The organism is Cupriavidus sp. PET2-C1, from assembly GCF_054515855.1.
The window spans coordinates 1,662,327-1,676,275 of the sequence record NZ_CM137260.1 but is presented as its reverse complement, the minus strand read 5'-3'; the positions used below and the strand labels follow the sequence as shown (position 1 = coordinate 1,676,275).

Annotated in this window: 13 protein-coding genes and 1 pseudogene; 10 read left to right on the top strand and 4 right to left on the bottom strand. The window is 62.7% G+C overall.

Annotated elements, in window-relative coordinates; genetic code table 11:
* Positions 1-71: 71 nt before the first annotated feature.
* The 6 genes and pseudogenes from ACX12D_RS27490 to ACX12D_RS27465 form a co-directional block, all read left to right on the top strand.
* Positions 72-1,403: pseudogene (locus ACX12D_RS27490) on the top strand (cobaltochelatase subunit CobN); the annotation flags it as partial.
* Positions 1,400-2,464 (top strand): ATP-binding protein, encoded by a 1,065-nt coding sequence (locus ACX12D_RS27485; protein ID WP_459374181.1) that lies wholly within the window; start codon positions 1,400-1,402, stop codon positions 2,462-2,464. The pseudogene ACX12D_RS27490 and the gene ACX12D_RS27485, both read left to right, overlap by 4 nt.
* A 209-nt stretch (positions 2,465-2,673) precedes the next feature.
* Complete coding sequence (locus ACX12D_RS27480; RefSeq protein ID WP_459374179.1) at positions 2,674-3,150, top strand: vWA domain-containing protein; 477 nt, start codon at positions 2,674-2,676, stop codon at positions 3,148-3,150.
* 155 nt (positions 3,151-3,305) lie between these two features.
* The gene (locus ACX12D_RS27475; RefSeq protein ID WP_459374178.1) at positions 3,306-3,812 is read left to right on the top strand and encodes a GNAT family N-acetyltransferase; all 507 of its coding nucleotides are present in this window, start codon (positions 3,306-3,308) and stop codon (positions 3,810-3,812) included.
* A gap of 224 nt (positions 3,813-4,036) precedes the next feature.
* Positions 4,037-4,450: a GNAT family N-acetyltransferase gene (locus tag ACX12D_RS27470; RefSeq protein ID WP_459374177.1), complete on the top strand. Its 414-nt coding sequence runs from the start codon at positions 4,037-4,039 to the stop codon at positions 4,448-4,450.
* Positions 4,451-4,734: 284 nt separating this feature from the next.
* Positions 4,735-5,451 carry a hypothetical protein gene (locus ACX12D_RS27465; protein ID WP_459374176.1) on the top strand — a complete coding sequence of 239 codons (717 nt, stop codon included), beginning with the start codon at positions 4,735-4,737 and terminating at the stop codon, positions 5,449-5,451.
* 346 nt (positions 5,452-5,797) lie between these two features.
* On the opposite strand, the gene ACX12D_RS27460 is transcribed toward ACX12D_RS27465, so the two are convergent.
* Positions 5,798-5,971 carry a hypothetical protein gene (locus ACX12D_RS27460; protein ID WP_459374174.1) on the bottom strand — a complete coding sequence of 58 codons (174 nt, stop codon included), beginning with the start codon at positions 5,969-5,971 and terminating at the stop codon, positions 5,798-5,800.
* Positions 5,972-5,986: 15 nt separating this feature from the next.
* Here ACX12D_RS27460 and ACX12D_RS27455 point away from each other — a divergent pair, with 15 nt between their 5' ends.
* Positions 5,987-6,820, top strand: a complete 834-nt coding sequence (locus ACX12D_RS27455; protein WP_459374172.1) for an HAD-IIB family hydrolase — start codon at positions 5,987-5,989, stop codon at positions 6,818-6,820.
* A gap of 257 nt (positions 6,821-7,077) precedes the next feature.
* On the opposite strand, the gene ACX12D_RS27450 is transcribed toward ACX12D_RS27455, so the two are convergent.
* Complete coding sequence (locus ACX12D_RS27450) at positions 7,078-7,536, bottom strand: MarR family winged helix-turn-helix transcriptional regulator (protein WP_459374171.1); 459 nt, start codon at positions 7,534-7,536, stop codon at positions 7,078-7,080.
* Between the two features lie 65 nt (positions 7,537-7,601).
* Here ACX12D_RS27450 and ACX12D_RS27445 point away from each other — a divergent pair, with 65 nt between their 5' ends.
* Positions 7,602-7,895 (top strand): DUF1330 domain-containing protein, encoded by a 294-nt coding sequence (locus ACX12D_RS27445; RefSeq protein WP_459374170.1) that lies wholly within the window; start codon positions 7,602-7,604, stop codon positions 7,893-7,895.
* Positions 7,896-8,385: 490 nt separating this feature from the next.
* On the opposite strand, the gene ACX12D_RS27440 is transcribed toward ACX12D_RS27445, so the two are convergent.
* Complete coding sequence (locus ACX12D_RS27440; protein WP_459374169.1) at positions 8,386-9,342, bottom strand: LysR family transcriptional regulator; 957 nt, start codon at positions 9,340-9,342, stop codon at positions 8,386-8,388.
* Positions 9,343-9,487: 145 nt separating this feature from the next.
* On the opposite strand from ACX12D_RS27440, the gene ACX12D_RS27435 reads away from it, so the two are divergent.
* On the top strand, positions 9,488-10,807 hold the full coding sequence (locus tag ACX12D_RS27435) for an MFS transporter (protein WP_459374168.1): 1,320 nt from the start codon (positions 9,488-9,490) through the stop codon (positions 10,805-10,807).
* A 103-nt stretch (positions 10,808-10,910) separates the two neighbouring features.
* Positions 10,911-12,422: a M81 family metallopeptidase gene (locus ACX12D_RS27430; RefSeq protein WP_459374167.1), complete on the top strand. Its 1,512-nt coding sequence runs from the start codon at positions 10,911-10,913 to the stop codon at positions 12,420-12,422.
* A gap of 762 nt (positions 12,423-13,184) precedes the next feature.
* Here the strand turns inward: ACX12D_RS27430 and ACX12D_RS27425 are convergent.
* A complete protein-coding gene (locus ACX12D_RS27425; protein WP_459376539.1) occupies positions 13,185-13,868 on the bottom strand; it encodes a 2OG-Fe(II) oxygenase in 684 nt (227 codons plus the stop codon).
* Positions 13,869-13,949 lie beyond the last annotated feature (81 nt).

The window sequence follows — 13,949 nt, the reverse complement described above, 5'->3', positions numbered from 1 at the left end:
CCGTTCCACAAGATTCCCTTCCGGCAGCGCGATCCCGCTGGCCTGACATGATCCGCGCTAGACAGAAATGCCCCCGCGTTGCTGCCTGCGGCCCGCAGGAAATGCGGCAGCTATCGCGTGGGCTGGCCGGGCGGTTCGTGCCCCCGGGCCCCAGCGGCGCGCCCTCGCGCGGCCGGCCGGATGTTCTACCCACGGGGCGCAATTTCTACTCGGTCGACACGCGTGCGGTGCCAACGCGCACGGCATGGACGCTGGGCCTGAAGTCTGCCAACCAGCTGATCGAGCGCCACCTGCAGGAGCACGGCGAGTATCCGCAATCCATTGGCCTGTCCGTCTGGGGCACCGCCACCATGCGCAGCGGCGGCGACGATATCGCGCAGGCCTTCGCGCTGCTGGGCGTGCGGCCCAAGTGGGCAGCCGGCAGCTACCGCGTGACCGATTTCGAGATCTTGCCGATGGCGATCTTCGACCGTCCGCGCGTCGACGTCACGTTGCGCGTGTCGGGGTTCTTCCGCGATGCCTTCGCCAATGTCATGCGCCTGTTCGATGCTGCGGTGCAGGCGGTGGCGGAGCTTGACGAACCCATCGAAGTCAATCCCGTGCGCGCCCGCATCGAGAGCGAGCGCGCGCGGCTGGAAGCCGAGGGCCTGTCCGCTCTCGAGGCGCGCCGCCGCGCCGGCTGGCGCGTGTTCGGCGCCCGCCCGGGCGGTTACGGCACCGGCCTGCAGGACCTGATCGATAGCCGCAACTGGCAGGACGACAGCGATCTGGCGCGGGCCTACCTGCATGCCGGCGGCTACGCCTATGGGCAAGGCACGGATGGCGTCGAGGCGCGCGCCAGCTTTGCCGAGCGCCTGTCCAGCCTGGACGCGGTCGTGCAGAACCAGGACAACCGCGAGCACGATCTGCTCGACGCCAACGACTACTACCAGTTCCAGGGCGGCATGGTGGCGGCCGCGCGCGAGTTCGGCGGCGCGCAGCCGGCCATCTACCACGGTGACCACAGCAACCCGGCAGCGCCGCGCATCCGCACGCTGCAGGAAGAAATCAGCCGCGTGATCCGTGCGCGCGTGGTCAATCCCAAATGGATCGACGGCGTCAAGCGGCACGGCTACAAAGGTGCGTTCGAGATGGCCGCCACCGTGGACTATTTGTTCGGCTTCGATGCCACCACCCGCGTGGTGGCCGATCACCAGTACGCGCTGGTGACCGATGCCTATGTGAACGACGCCGGCACCCGCGCCTTCCTGCGCCAGCACAATCCGCGCGCGCTGCACGCCATCTGCGAGCGTCTGCTCGAAGCGGCGCAGCGCGGCCTGTGGCAGGAGCCGGGCGAGCGTCGCGCCCAACTGGAACAACACCTGCTCGACAGCGAGCAGGCGCTTGAAGGAACCCCCTCATGAATGCAACCGCCTGGCTCGCCCGCATGCCATTTCCCTTCAGCGCCCTGGTCGGCCAACAGCGCCTGCAGCAAGCGCTGCTGCTCGCCGCGGTGGACCCCGGCATCGGCGGCGTGCTGGTCAGCGGCCCGCGCGGCACGGCCAAGTCGACCGCGGCGCGAGCCCTTGCGGAATTGCTGCCCGAAGGCCAGTTCGTCACGCTGCCGCTGGGCGCCAGCGAGGAACAACTGATCGGCACGCTCGACCTCGGCCACGTACTGAAGCAGAGCGAGGTCCGCTTTGCCCCCGGTCTGCTGGCGCGCGCGCACCAGGGCGTGCTCTATGTCGACGAAGTCAACCTGCTGCCGGATCACCTCGTCGACCAGTTGCTGGACGTGGCCGCCAGCGGCGTCAACGTGGTGGAGCGCGACGGCGTGTCGCACCAGCACGAGGCGCGCTTTGTGCTGGTGGGCACCATGAACCCGGAAGAAGGCGAGTTGCGCCCGCAGCTGCTGGACCGCTTCGGCCTGTCGCTGGCGCTGGAGAACTGCACGGACGCCGCGCAGCGCCAGGCGATCGTCAAGGCCCGGCTCGCGTTCGACAACGATCCGGTGGCCCTGCGCACGCGCTTCGCCACCGAGCAGGATGCGCTGACGCGCAAGGTGCGGCTCGCGCGCGGCGCACTGTCCGCGCTTTCGTTCAGCGATGCCGTGCACGAGCGTGTCAGCCACCTGTGCCTGGCCGCCGCCGTCGATGGCGTGCGCGCAGATCTGGTGATGCTGCGCGCGGCGCGCGCGCTGGCTGCCTTGCAGTGCGACGCGGCGGTAGTGCCCGCGCATGTGGACGCCGTAGCGGAGCTGGTATTGCACCACCGGCGCCAGGCGCCGCCCAACGCGGGCGGGCAGGCCGGTGAGCAGGCCGATGGCGCTGGCAGTGCGAATGGCAGCGGCGATGGCGATGGCCGCAATGCGGGCGGCGCAGCCGCCAACAACCCATGGGGCGCGCTCCCGCCCCCGCCGGCAAGTGCCGCGGCCGGCATCGCCCCGGTCAAGGGCGTGAGGCCGCTGCCCGCAAAAAAAGCCTGAGCCACCGGCAGGCCGCCGCCGAACCCGGGCAAGGCGGCAACCGGTGGCAAGCCCCTCGTTTTACCCCTCGTTCGGCCCCACTGCTCGCCGCGCCGCACGGCCGCCCGGGCAGCTCGCGCATCCACTGGACACGGACGCTGGCCGCTAAGGGCCGCCAGCCGTTTGCGCCCAGCCATCTGCGCTGGCGCGCACAGCAAGCCCACGCCGGCGTGCTGCACTGCTTCGTGCTCGATTGCTCGGCCTCGATGCTGCACGGCAGCCAGCTCGCGCTGGCCAAGGGCGTGCTGCTGCGCCTGCTGCAACGCGCCTACCAGGCGCGCGCCGAGGTGGCGCTGGTGTGCTTCGCCGCCGGCCGCGCCGAAGTCCGCCTGCAGCCGGCACGCGCCCGCCCATGGAGCGAAGCCTGGATCCGCCCGATCGCCGGCGGCGGCAGCACGCCGCTCGCGCTCGGCATGGAGCGCGCCGGCCAGCTGCTGGCCCACGCCGCGCGCCGGCGCCCGGCGCAACAGCGCTGGCTGTGGGTGCTCAGCGACGGCCGCAGCACGGAGCAGCCACCGCGTCCGCATTGGGCCGATGCGGTAATGGTGGTGGATTTCGAGCGTCAGGCGGTGGCGCTGGGGCGCTGCCGGCAGCTGGCGCAGGGGTGGGAGGGGGAATATCTGGTGGCGGATGCGTTGATGGCGTGATGTTGCGCAGAGTCACCATAACCTCGGCTACGGACGACCAGCGCATCGTCCCCCCTCGGATCTGAAATAGCGCAATGGAAGTCTCGGCGACCGGAGCTATCCTCGGCGCACTAAACCGCAAACCAGACCACCATGTAACTACCAAGGAACCCGATATGACTATGGATTTGAGCGCTGTGACGGTCCGTGCAACCGCAGAAGAAGACTGGGAAGTCCTTAAGACTATTCGTCTCGCCTCCTTGCAGGACAGTCCAACCGCGTTCGGCCTGAGTCACGCTACTGCAGCCGCATATAACCAACAGCAATGGCGCGAATGCGCATCACACGAGACGCGGCCAGAATTCCTGCTGGCCGTGCAGCAAGAACAAGCGGTCGGCCTTATCGGCGACGCTGTCAGCCCGACGCAGGAATACAACCTGATTGCGATGTGGGTCCATCCTATGTGCCGCGGAAAAGGAATCGCGGAACGCTTGGTTGACGCAATCAAGACCCGCGCGATTGAGAGGGGGCACCGGAGGGTCGTCTTGAGCGTTTCACCGGACAACGTTCGCGCCGCGAATCTCTATCGTCGACAGGGTTTCGTCTTCTTGCCGGAATGGGAGGCCCTGGCCAGCCATCCCGGCGTCAAAGTCCAAAAAATGGAATGGCGCGCGGTTGATTGACCTTCGGTGCGAGTTCTCTGAGCGCTTGAGCGCTTGAGCGGCCGCTTTGGGCGAAGTCGAAGGGCCGCAGCGGGTCGGGAAGTGCCGGCCAGCCCGCCACCGGCGGAGGTCGCTTGCCGGCCATGGGCAGCCATTGCGATACTATTGAGTGTGAGCACTTCGCTGCCCAACGTTTTGAGTTGAAGCGCCACTCTCCCCACGAACCCCAGGATAATCTCCATCCCATGCCTAGCATTGCGATCAGTACCGCCACCGCGGAAGAGGCAAGCGATATTGGAGCGAATCTGCGGCAGTTCAACAGAACGGCAATTGGCAACTACGATATCCAACCAATCCGTCTGATAGCTCGAATGCCGGAGGGGCGTATCGTGGGCGGCCTCAACGGGCACTTCATGATGCAGTGGCTCGGAGTAAGTGTCATCTGGATCGCAGAAGATATAAGAGGCCAGGGGATAGGCTCACGCCTCCTGTTGCAGGCGGAATCCAGCGCCAGGGCGCTTGGCGCGCACGGCGCCTACTTGGATACGTTCGAATGGCAAGCGGCACCGTTCTATATGAAGCACGGATACGCGGAGTTTGGTCGGTTAAACGATTTCCCTCTCGGCTCGTATCGGCTTTTCATGAGCAAGCGTTTCTGATGAGCTTCTTGCTGGCTGCTGTCGGCCACGAGCGGACGTTCTCGGCGGTGTCGATATTGTCAGTCCCAAGTTCGATTACAGCAACCAAGGCCAAGCTATCTCGGCAAAGCTCTGAAGAGCGACTCTGTCATAGAGGTGCTGGAGCACTTTGCCATGGGCGTTATGAAATACACGAGAATGCGACTTTGCTGACCAGCCGTGTCGAAAGAAATGTTGCTGCATCGCTCGCAGCCCCGCGCCATCTCTGACGACTGCATACCCTCAGACCATTCAACGATTAGCGTATGAGAAAACTGTCGACGTACGTCCTACTTGTGCTGGCTCTCATGGTCCCGGCACGTGCGTTTTGTTCTCCTCTGCTCAATCGCATCTTCGTCAGTTGGTCTGATTACACGAAGATCGAAGACAACGTTTATGTCGACCCAACGCTTTCTGGCGTTGAGCTACAGCGCGCCCTGTCAGGGTTGCAGATGGCGCGCGATCGGATCACCGAGTTATATGGCACACCTATTGCAGAACCGGTGACGATCATTGCGGCCAGTGCGGAGGAAGCAACGAAGTTCGGTGTCACCGATGTTCCTGGTACGGCATTCGTTTCGCTCACAGGAACCCATGTGGTACTGAACATGGAACGGTTCAGCCTCGACGTAACGGCCCATGAGTTGATGCATGCCGAATTGGCCGAGAGACTCGGGTACTGGACAAGGGCCAGAAAGCTACCTACATGGTTTGACGAAGGCGCTGCGTTGCAGGTTGATCGACGTCCTCAGTATTTGAATGATTGCACCATCATCGGCCAGGGGGAAATACACAGGGTCAAGTCTCTCGAATGGCCACAGGATTTCTGGAGTGCCGACAAAGATCAAAACATCCGGAACTATCAGGCCGCAAAATGTGCAGTGGCGGAATTGCTTGAGAAGCATCCGCCAAAATGGCTCTATTCCGCCTTGTCGAGACTGCGACAAGGCGATAGTTTCGCTGAGGTATTTTGGAAGGATTGAACTGCGTTGATAGGGCGGACATTGACTCGTCATACCAACGTCAATGTCCGCCTGCACATCATCAAGGTGGGATGGCGAAGCATGGTGCTCAAAACTACTGCAAGGCTCGCTAGTCAGAGAGGGGGCACGTAACGAGCCTTCATCGATGTGGGCAGAGAGCGGTAGATGCGCCGAGATTGGGTAATGTCCGCTGTCGGCCAGCTACGGCCAACAGATCGATGACTCACTACGACCGTTCGCGAGACGGTACCGGACGTTGGGCAACCCGCCGAATCGCTCATTTCGGCTTAACAGGCTGCTGAAATACCTTTTTGGCACCTCCGATTGAGGCCTGCCAAGGGGTACCTCACCCCTCGACGGTGTTGAGAGAATCGATTGTGCGCCGTCCTGCGAGGTCGTCAGTACTAGGCCGGGGTTCAAAAAACAGTATTTCGGCAGCCTGTTGAGGCCCGAACACATAAGCAATCACGAAATAGGCATAACGCTCCTCTCGCCGACGGTCATAATTGACGTCGTTCATTCGATGATTGATAGCATGCTGCATTTATCCTTAGCGCCAGTCCTTCAATTCTCGACGGTCCGATTCGTACTCACCGACATGGATGAGACGTTGACCTATCGAGGCCGGTTGCACGCCAACACATACATGGCACTCGAACGGTTGCAGACTCACGGTATATGCGTGGTGCCTGTAACCGCCGCGCCCGCTGGATGGTGTGATCAGATGGCGCGCATGTGGCCGGTCGACGGCGTGATCGCAGAGAATGGCGGGCTTTTTCTCCGGCGCAGTCCAGACGGGCACCGCATCGAGCGGCATTACTGGCACCCGTCGGAACGCTTCGCAGACGTACGAGAGAGACTTCACGTCATTTCAAAGATTGTCGAGAAAGCGGTACCGCAAGCGCGTCAGGCAGACGATCAAGTCTTCCGACTGACCAGTCTCGCGTACAGCCGTACCGGTACTGAAGTGGATGATCGAATTGTCAATGCCCTTATTGGTGCCGGCGCTGATGCAACCATCAATAACCTTTGGATACTGGGTTGGATCGGCGGCTACGACAAGCTGTCGATGTCGCTACGAGTGCTTGCCGAAACGTTTGGCATTGGCGCAGAGGCTGCGACCCAATTGGTCGCATATTCCGGTGATTCAACCAACGACGCGCCAATGTTCGGCTTCTTTAAGCATACGGCCGGCGTGAGCACCGTAGTCGATTATTTGCCACAATTACCTGTTCCGCCTCAATGGATCACAAATAGCCCCGGCGGCGCTGGGTTCGTTGAGTTCGCTGACGCAATCCTCAAATCACGGTCGAATGAGGCTCCGGGAACGCCGTCCGAGTCAGTCATTCGTCCGCCTTCGTCAGCGTAACGGACATGTCAAGAGCAACGGTGAATGGCGGGTCGGGAGGGGACGATTGGGTAGCGGCGGGCCGAGGTTCGTTCTCGGCCACGAGCGGTCGTAGCCGTAAAGCGCGAAATGTTCTCGATAGCGGTCGTTGGTGGCGTCTATTTCGGACAAAAAACGGTGCCCAACACAGTGCACAATCCAGGAGCGCCGTACGTACGCAAATTCTCGTTGACTAGCCTTTCTGATGTTATCTCGAGCCTCGTGCCGCAAATGTCGTTTTATGTACATGAGGATTCCGCGGCCTCGGCCAGCTCCGCCATCGCCTGCCTTGCCGAACGAAGGTCTTCGTCGCCCATGCGACGGGCGAGTTCCGCCTTGGCCCAATTCCACACCGGGAACGCATCGACCACGAGTCGACGCCCGGATGTCGTCAGAGCTAGCCGCTTTCCAGCGCGGCCACGTCCGCCTTCAGCGCGAACCAAATCTCGGCTCTCCAGATTCTGAACATTTCGGCTGAGGGTAGTCGGATCGACTCCGGCCCTATCCGCAAGCTCGACGAGCGTCGCCCCCTCGGTCGCACCGATCCCAACCAAGAGGCTGAATTGCTCGGCCGTCAGCCCGAGCGGCTTGAAGCAGGCATTGTAATATCGCGTGAGTGCACGCGCCGTTGCACGAGCCTGGAAGCCCGGACACTCTGCTTCGACGCCCTTCAAAGATTCTGGATCAAAACCGTTCACGTCTACCTCCTTGACAACCCCCATCGTAGCATAATAGTGTATATGCATTATTGAGAGGAGGCACAATGCCGGCATACGTACACGTCAATCTACGCGTCATCGACTCGGCCAAGCAGGCCGCGCTCGCTCCGCGCTTTCAGGCGGCGCTAAAGGAGGCGGGCGGGCGGATTCTGCATTTCGGTCCTGTTGCGCAGATTCTAGAAGGGGAAGAGGTGCCGCTGCCGATGGCCGGCGTGTTTGAGTTTCCGACTCTCGCCCAAGCGGTAGCCTTCTACAATTCCGAGAGGTATGCGCCGATCAAGGCCGAACGTCGGGAAGCCCAGCAAGCGCGCATGTTCATAGTCGAAATGCACTCGTGAGTGACCGCTTTCGGAAGGCGTGACGGTCCGCAATGGAGCAGAAGCGGCGGCCGGCTGGCTGATTACCGAGGTCCCTTCCCGGCCATCTCCTGCCATTCGCCAGCGGGCCCTGTCGGACGCTCAGACGTCCGTTCCGCATAGAGAGCGGACCCATCACAGCGGGCACCCTCGATTCGGCAGATTTGCGATGGGCCCGTTTGCAGCCTGGCCTGCGCTCCGCCCAATCGGTCCCGCGTTCGCTGCATAGCGGCGCACCGTCAGGCCGCCTGAAGCGTGCGGAAGAGCTCGGCGGCCTATCGATGAACACTCGCACCTTCGACGCGAGATGTCGGTTCACGGGATAGGCGATGTGGACCGGGATCTGGTCGCCCTGACCAGCATCTCGTCGCGTGCAAGCTGGAACACAAAGTCGCGTCCCGTGCGCGACTTTGTCATGCGGACGACCGTGTGGTCTGGGAATCCCACCTTCTTGGGACCTTCTAGGGGAGCGTTAGCCTGCCCTGCTGCGTGCGGCCGTCTTTCCCTTGCGCCCTCCATTTTTTGCGAACATCTTCATATCCCGAAGGATGCAACCCAACAACGTATCGGCTGCCACGCCGAGGGGCCGCCCCGCCTTGACCAGCAGCCGCGCCTTGGCAGCGTCGAACAAAGGATGCTCGATTGGCAGCGCGACGAGCTCACCTGCCTCTAGCTCCCGATAGGCCGCGAATGCGCCGATCAGCGTGACCCCGTCGTGGCGCTTGACAAAGTGGCGTAACACCGCGAGGGAGTTGGTTGTAAGCGTCGGGCGGATCTGGATGTTCTCCGCGTAGGCAAGCATCTGCACGACCTGTCCGAGGCCGAACGCCGGCGGCATCAGCGCGAGCGGATATTCGGTGAGTTCGTGCACCTCGACCGATCCGCCGCGTAAGGCGAGTGGGTGCCCGGCATGGACGAGCAGAACCACCGGCTGCGACGACGTGGCGATGTACTCAATATCCGGATGGGTCGGCGGGTTGTATGCCAGGCCGATATGCGCGCGGCTCTCGGCCACTTCCTGGAGCACATTGTTGACCGGGAGGATATCCACGGCCACGTCGAGCTTCGGATAGCGCGCGCAGAAATCGGTGAGCACCTCGTCCATCAGGACGTCGACATAACCTTCGCTGGTGGCGATCCGCACTTGGCCGTGTTGCAGTCCGCGCAGCGCCTGCAGGCGGTCTTCGAACAGTTCCTGCTGAGAGCGGCAGCCGCGCCAGTACTCGAGCAGGTGCGCCGCGGCCTCGGTCGGCTGTACGCCGCGTGCCTGGCGCTCGAACAGCGGGGCGCCAATTTCTTCCTCGAGCAATCGGATCTGCCGCGTGATGACGGACGGCGCCGTGTTGATGCTGTCAGCCGCGCCGCGGATAGAGCCGTGCGTGAGTACTTCATGGAAGTAACGCAAGCGGCGCTGATTCAGTTCGCGCATGTTGGATTCCCATCTAGATGTGATGTGTTGCCCAATGAGCAACAATAACTCACTTAAGTTGCTCTTGCTCTGTTTTTTCTTTTGACCGACGATTCAACAATCAATACGGGGTTCAAAAGAATGCGCCCCAAAAAGGAGAGAGACAATGTCCGCCATTCCGTCCCCCCAAGGCCCAGCCGCACAGGACAGCCCAACCCGTCAGGCCCTGTACCGCAAACTGAACTGGCGCCTGCTGCCTTTCCTGCTGCTGTGCTACACGTTCGCTTATCTGGATCGCGTGAATATCGGATTCGCGAAGCTCCACATGCAGAGCGACCTTGGTATCTCCGATGCGGCCTATGGACTCGGCGCAGGCATCTTCTTCTTGGGCTACGTCCTGTTCGAGATCCCGAGCAACCTTCTGCTGCCCAGGATCGGTGCGCGCAAGACCATTAGCCGAATCATGGTGCTGTGGGGCCTGACCTCGGCGGGCATGATGTTCGTCCATGACGAGACAACGTTCTATGCGCTGCGCTTCCTGCTCGGCGTGTTCGAGGCCGGCTTCGCACCCGGCATGATCTTCTACCTGACGTACTGGTACGGCCAGCGGCGCATGGCCAGTGTGATGGCGATCGTCATGCTCGCCGGCCCGATCGGTGGCATCTTCGGCTCGCCGCTGTCGACGTGGCTGATGACAGGCCTGGCGGGCGCACACGGCCTGGCCGGCTGGCAATGGATGTTCGTCGTTGAAGGCCTGCCATGCGCGGTGCTCGGCGTGCTCGCACTCAGGGTGCTGGTTGACAAGCCGGCCGACGCGAAATGGCTGACGGAGAGGGAGAAGCAGATGCTCGCCGCCGACCTGAGCACGCCTGGCGCCGGTCATCACTCGTTCCGGCAAGTGGCGCGGGATCCGCGCGTGTACCTGCTGGCGTTTCCCTACTTCACCATGATCTGCGGCATCTACGCCGTGAGTTTCTGGCTGCCATCGATCCTCAAGGCCAGCGGTGTGATCGATACCATGCAGATCGGCTTTTATTCGATGATCCCGTACATTGGCGCCGCGATCGCGATGGTCGTCATCAGTCGCAGTTCGGACCGCCGCGGCGAGCGCCGCTTGCACAGCGCAGTGCCCGCGTTGGTCGGCGCGGTCGCGCTGGCTGCGGCGACGGTCGCCAGCGGCAACCTCACAGTCTCGCTGCTCTGCATGACGATCGCCACGGCGATGATGTGGGCGGCTTACACCGTGTTCTGGGCGATTCCATCGCAATACCTGAAGGGCGACGCGGCCGCGGGCGGCATCGCGTTGATCAATACGATCGGCCTGATCGGCGGCTTCCTGAGTCCGACCATCATTGGTGCAATTCGCACCGCGACAGGCAGTATGGAAGCCGGACTGCTGGTCATGGTCACGCTGCTGGTCGCGGGCGCCGCGGTACTCATGGCGAACCGGCTGCCCGTGCCCCACGGCGCGTTGGGGACCGCCTGACGTCGCGGGTCCGCAGGATATCAACGCTAGTCGCGGCTTTGTGTCGCCTGCGCTGACGGCTTTACCGCTGGCGCATTAACCATTCTTCTTGGGAGACAGTCTCTTGGCAACGCGCATCTTGATCGCCGGCTTTCAGCACGAAACCAATACATTCGCGCCATCGAAGGCCTCTTACACAAACTTCGAACGTGGCGAGGGTTTCCCGGCCATGGCGCGCGGCGAACACGTGCTCGCGCTACGCGACGTCAATATTCCCGCGGGCGGATTCATCGCCGCGGCCGAAAGGCGTGGCTGGGGCCTGTTGCCGGTGATCTGGGCGGGCGCGAGCCCGTCGGCCCATGTCACCGAGAACGCCTTCGAGCGCATTGCCGGCGAAATCGTTGAGGCGGTTCGCCGGGGCGGCTTCGAGGCGGTGTACCTCGATCTGCACGGCGCCATGGTCGCCGAGCATACCGACGACGGCGAAGGCACGCTGCTCGAGCGCGTGCGCGCGGCGGTCGGCCCTGCCGTGCCCCTGGTTGCGTCGCTCGACCTGCATGCCAATGTCACCGAGCGGATGCTGCGCGAGGCCGACGCGCTGGTTGCGTACCGCACCTACCCCCATGTCGACATGGCCGAGACTGGGGAGCGTGCAGCCATGCTGCTCCAGCGCCTGCTCGACCGGCAGGCAGCCGCCGGCTGCCGCCCGCTGCATCGAACCGCGCGCCGGCTGCCATTTCTGATACCGATCAACGGCATGTGCACATTGCTCGAACCGTCGCTTGGCATGTACGCACAGCTCTCGGCGCTGGAGACCGTCGGTGTGGCCTCGCTGTCGTTCGCGCCCGGCTTTCCGGCGGCCGATTTCCCCGAATGCGGCCCGGTGATCTGGGGTTATGGCGATGACGCCGTATCCGTCGAGGCAGCAGTCCAGACCCTCTACGACAAGATGCTGGCCGATGAAGCCGCTTGGCAAGTCCCGTTCCTGTCACCCGACGACGCCGTGCGCGAGGCAATGCGGCTTTCCGAGGGGGCTGACAAGCCGGTCGTCATCGCCGACACGCAGGACAACCCTGGTGCGGGAGGCGATTCGAACACGACGGGCATGCTCCGCGCCTTACTGCGAAATGGCGCAAAGGGTGCGGCAATCGGCTTGATCTGGGATCCGGCGGCTGCGGCTGCTGCCCATCGCGCCGGCGTCGGCGCGATTATCGAACTGAAACTCGGCGGCGTCTCCGGCGTTCCCGGCGACGAGCCGCTCCATGCGCGCTTCGAGGTCGTGACGCTGTCCAATGGCGTGTGCCGCTATGACGGGCCAATGATGAATGGCATGCTTGCCGACGTCGGCCCCATGGCCTGCCTGCGGATCGAAGGCGTGCTGATCGTGGTGAGCGGCGGCAAGGCCCAGATGCTCGACCGCAATCTCTATCGCGTGGGCGGCATCGAGCCGGAAGCGATGAGAATCCTCGTCAACAAGAGCTCGGTGCACTTCCGCGCCGACTTCCAGGGCATCGCCCACGCGGTGCTCGTCGCCAAGGCACCTGGTCCAATGACGGCGGATCCGGCCGATTTGCCGTGGACTCGGCTAGCTCCGGGGATTCGGATAAAGCCGATGGGGAAGGCGTTCCCGGGTTAGGGTTGAGTTGTCCGTGATTGCCAAGTGCGAACCGATGTTGTCCTCCATCTAGGGGAGGGTGCTATGGCGCCGATCTGCTGTCCTAGACCTTGTGGCGGGCTGTTGCCCTCAACAGATATGACCGCCACTTTCAACTTGCTTGCTGCCTTAGGCGAAGACGCCACCTCCGAAGCAGAGTTGGCGTGTTGGCGAAGGCAAGCATATGCGAAGCCAGCGGCAGCCGCAGGCCTTGAGAAGCAGCCAGAGGAGCCAACCAACTGCCGGAGCGAATGTGTGCACGGATGACCGTTGGCTCCTGATAGCTGCCGTCGCGATGGCGAAGACTCGAACGGCGCTATAGGGTCGGGAAGCGACGGCCGGCTGCCTGATGACCGAGATCCCTTCCCGGCCAATCTCGCTCGGTCAGCCCATGATTAATCAATGACTGATCCGCACCGATACGCGGACACCTGAGGTCGTGAATTCCGTGAAGCCGATTGCGCCGGCCAGATATGCACGACGGATGGGCAGGCAGAGAGCTCCCGCCCCCGAGCGGCGGACTGACGTACGCCAATTGGTTCCTAACGCCGACGGCAAAGGCAGCCGGTTTGCCCTGTGCGGCGCCGACCCAGTCATCAGTGCGCTGGGGGACCTCCATGAAGCAGGTTTGCTGTCGCCCCTGGCGGGATCGACCCGTGTCTTCACTTGGTCGCTATGGAATCCACTGGCCATTCTCATACGCACCGACCGAGATTGTCGCAATGGATCGGCTACCGACTGCAGTCATCTAGCATCATGAAAGATGATGCCCAAGGTATGCCGCTGACCCCGATGCAGCTTGCTAACACCATGACGCAGACTCAGGCGCTGGAATCCTCGCACCGAGCGGATGGGCCTGTGATTCACGGCAAAGATCACGGCATCACCTTGACGCAGGGGTACGACCTGCGCACGTCCCGGCTTTGTCGGGTGCGTTTCGGTTAGCAGCAATTCGCCACCGTCAAAGTCGCGCCCCGGCTCGTTGAGCAAGAAGACCGCCTGGAACGGAAATGCGTGGTCGCCATACAGATCCTGGTGGAGGCAGCAATAATCGTTGGCGCCATAGCGTAGCAGGAGCGGGGTTGGACGGGTCTGTCCTGCCCGGCGGCAGATTTCGCGGAATTCCGCATGTGTGGCTGGGAACCTCTGCGCAATGCGCATGACCGCATGCCAGCGATTCGCAATGGGCGAGAGCCGTGGATAGAGGTCGCGCCGCAGTTCGCCGATGAGATCAGGCAGTGGGTCGCAGAAGTATTTGTATTCGCCTCGCCCAAATGCGTATCGCTCCATCACGATCCGGCTTCGGAATCGCTGGTCCTCTGGAAAGTATCCAGTGACTGCCTCGCACTGGTCGCATGTCAAAAGCGCCGGAATCACGGCGTATCCATCGCGCGTCAGCGCTTCTTCGAATGCGAGCCAATCAACCATCGCCAGCTTGTCGGCCAGGGACTGCGGTTTCAAGAGTTCTCCTCCCGAGGCCTTCTCCAAGGCTGTGTTGAATAGCGTTTC

Bases quoted from the DNA above. Each gene is read 5' to 3' on its own strand.
- ACX12D_RS27485 (WP_459374181.1), top strand. From the start codon at position 1,400: ATGAATGCAACCGCCTGGCTCGCCCGCATGCCATTTCCCTTCAGCGCC.
- ACX12D_RS27455 (WP_459374172.1), top strand. From the start codon at position 5,987: ATGCTGCATTTATCCTTAGCGCCAGTCCTTCAATTCTCGACGGTCCGA.
- ACX12D_RS27445 (WP_459374170.1), top strand. From the start codon at position 7,602: ATGCCGGCATACGTACACGTCAATCTACGCGTCATCGACTCGGCCAAG.
- ACX12D_RS27475 (WP_459374178.1), top strand. From the start codon at position 3,306: ATGACTATGGATTTGAGCGCTGTGACGGTCCGTGCAACCGCAGAAGAA.
- ACX12D_RS27435 (WP_459374168.1), top strand. From the start codon at position 9,488: ATGTCCGCCATTCCGTCCCCCCAAGGCCCAGCCGCACAGGACAGCCCA.
- ACX12D_RS27465 (WP_459374176.1), top strand. From the start codon at position 4,735: ATGAGAAAACTGTCGACGTACGTCCTACTTGTGCTGGCTCTCATGGTC.
- ACX12D_RS27425 (WP_459376539.1), bottom strand. From the start codon at position 13,868: ATGGTTGATTGGCTCGCATTCGAAGAAGCGCTGACGCGCGATGGATAC.
- ACX12D_RS27440 (WP_459374169.1), bottom strand. From the start codon at position 9,342: ATGCGCGAACTGAATCAGCGCCGCTTGCGTTACTTCCATGAAGTACTC.
- ACX12D_RS27460 (WP_459374174.1), bottom strand. From the start codon at position 5,971: ATGAACGACGTCAATTATGACCGTCGGCGAGAGGAGCGTTATGCCTAT.
- ACX12D_RS27470 (WP_459374177.1), top strand. From the start codon at position 4,037: ATGCCTAGCATTGCGATCAGTACCGCCACCGCGGAAGAGGCAAGCGAT.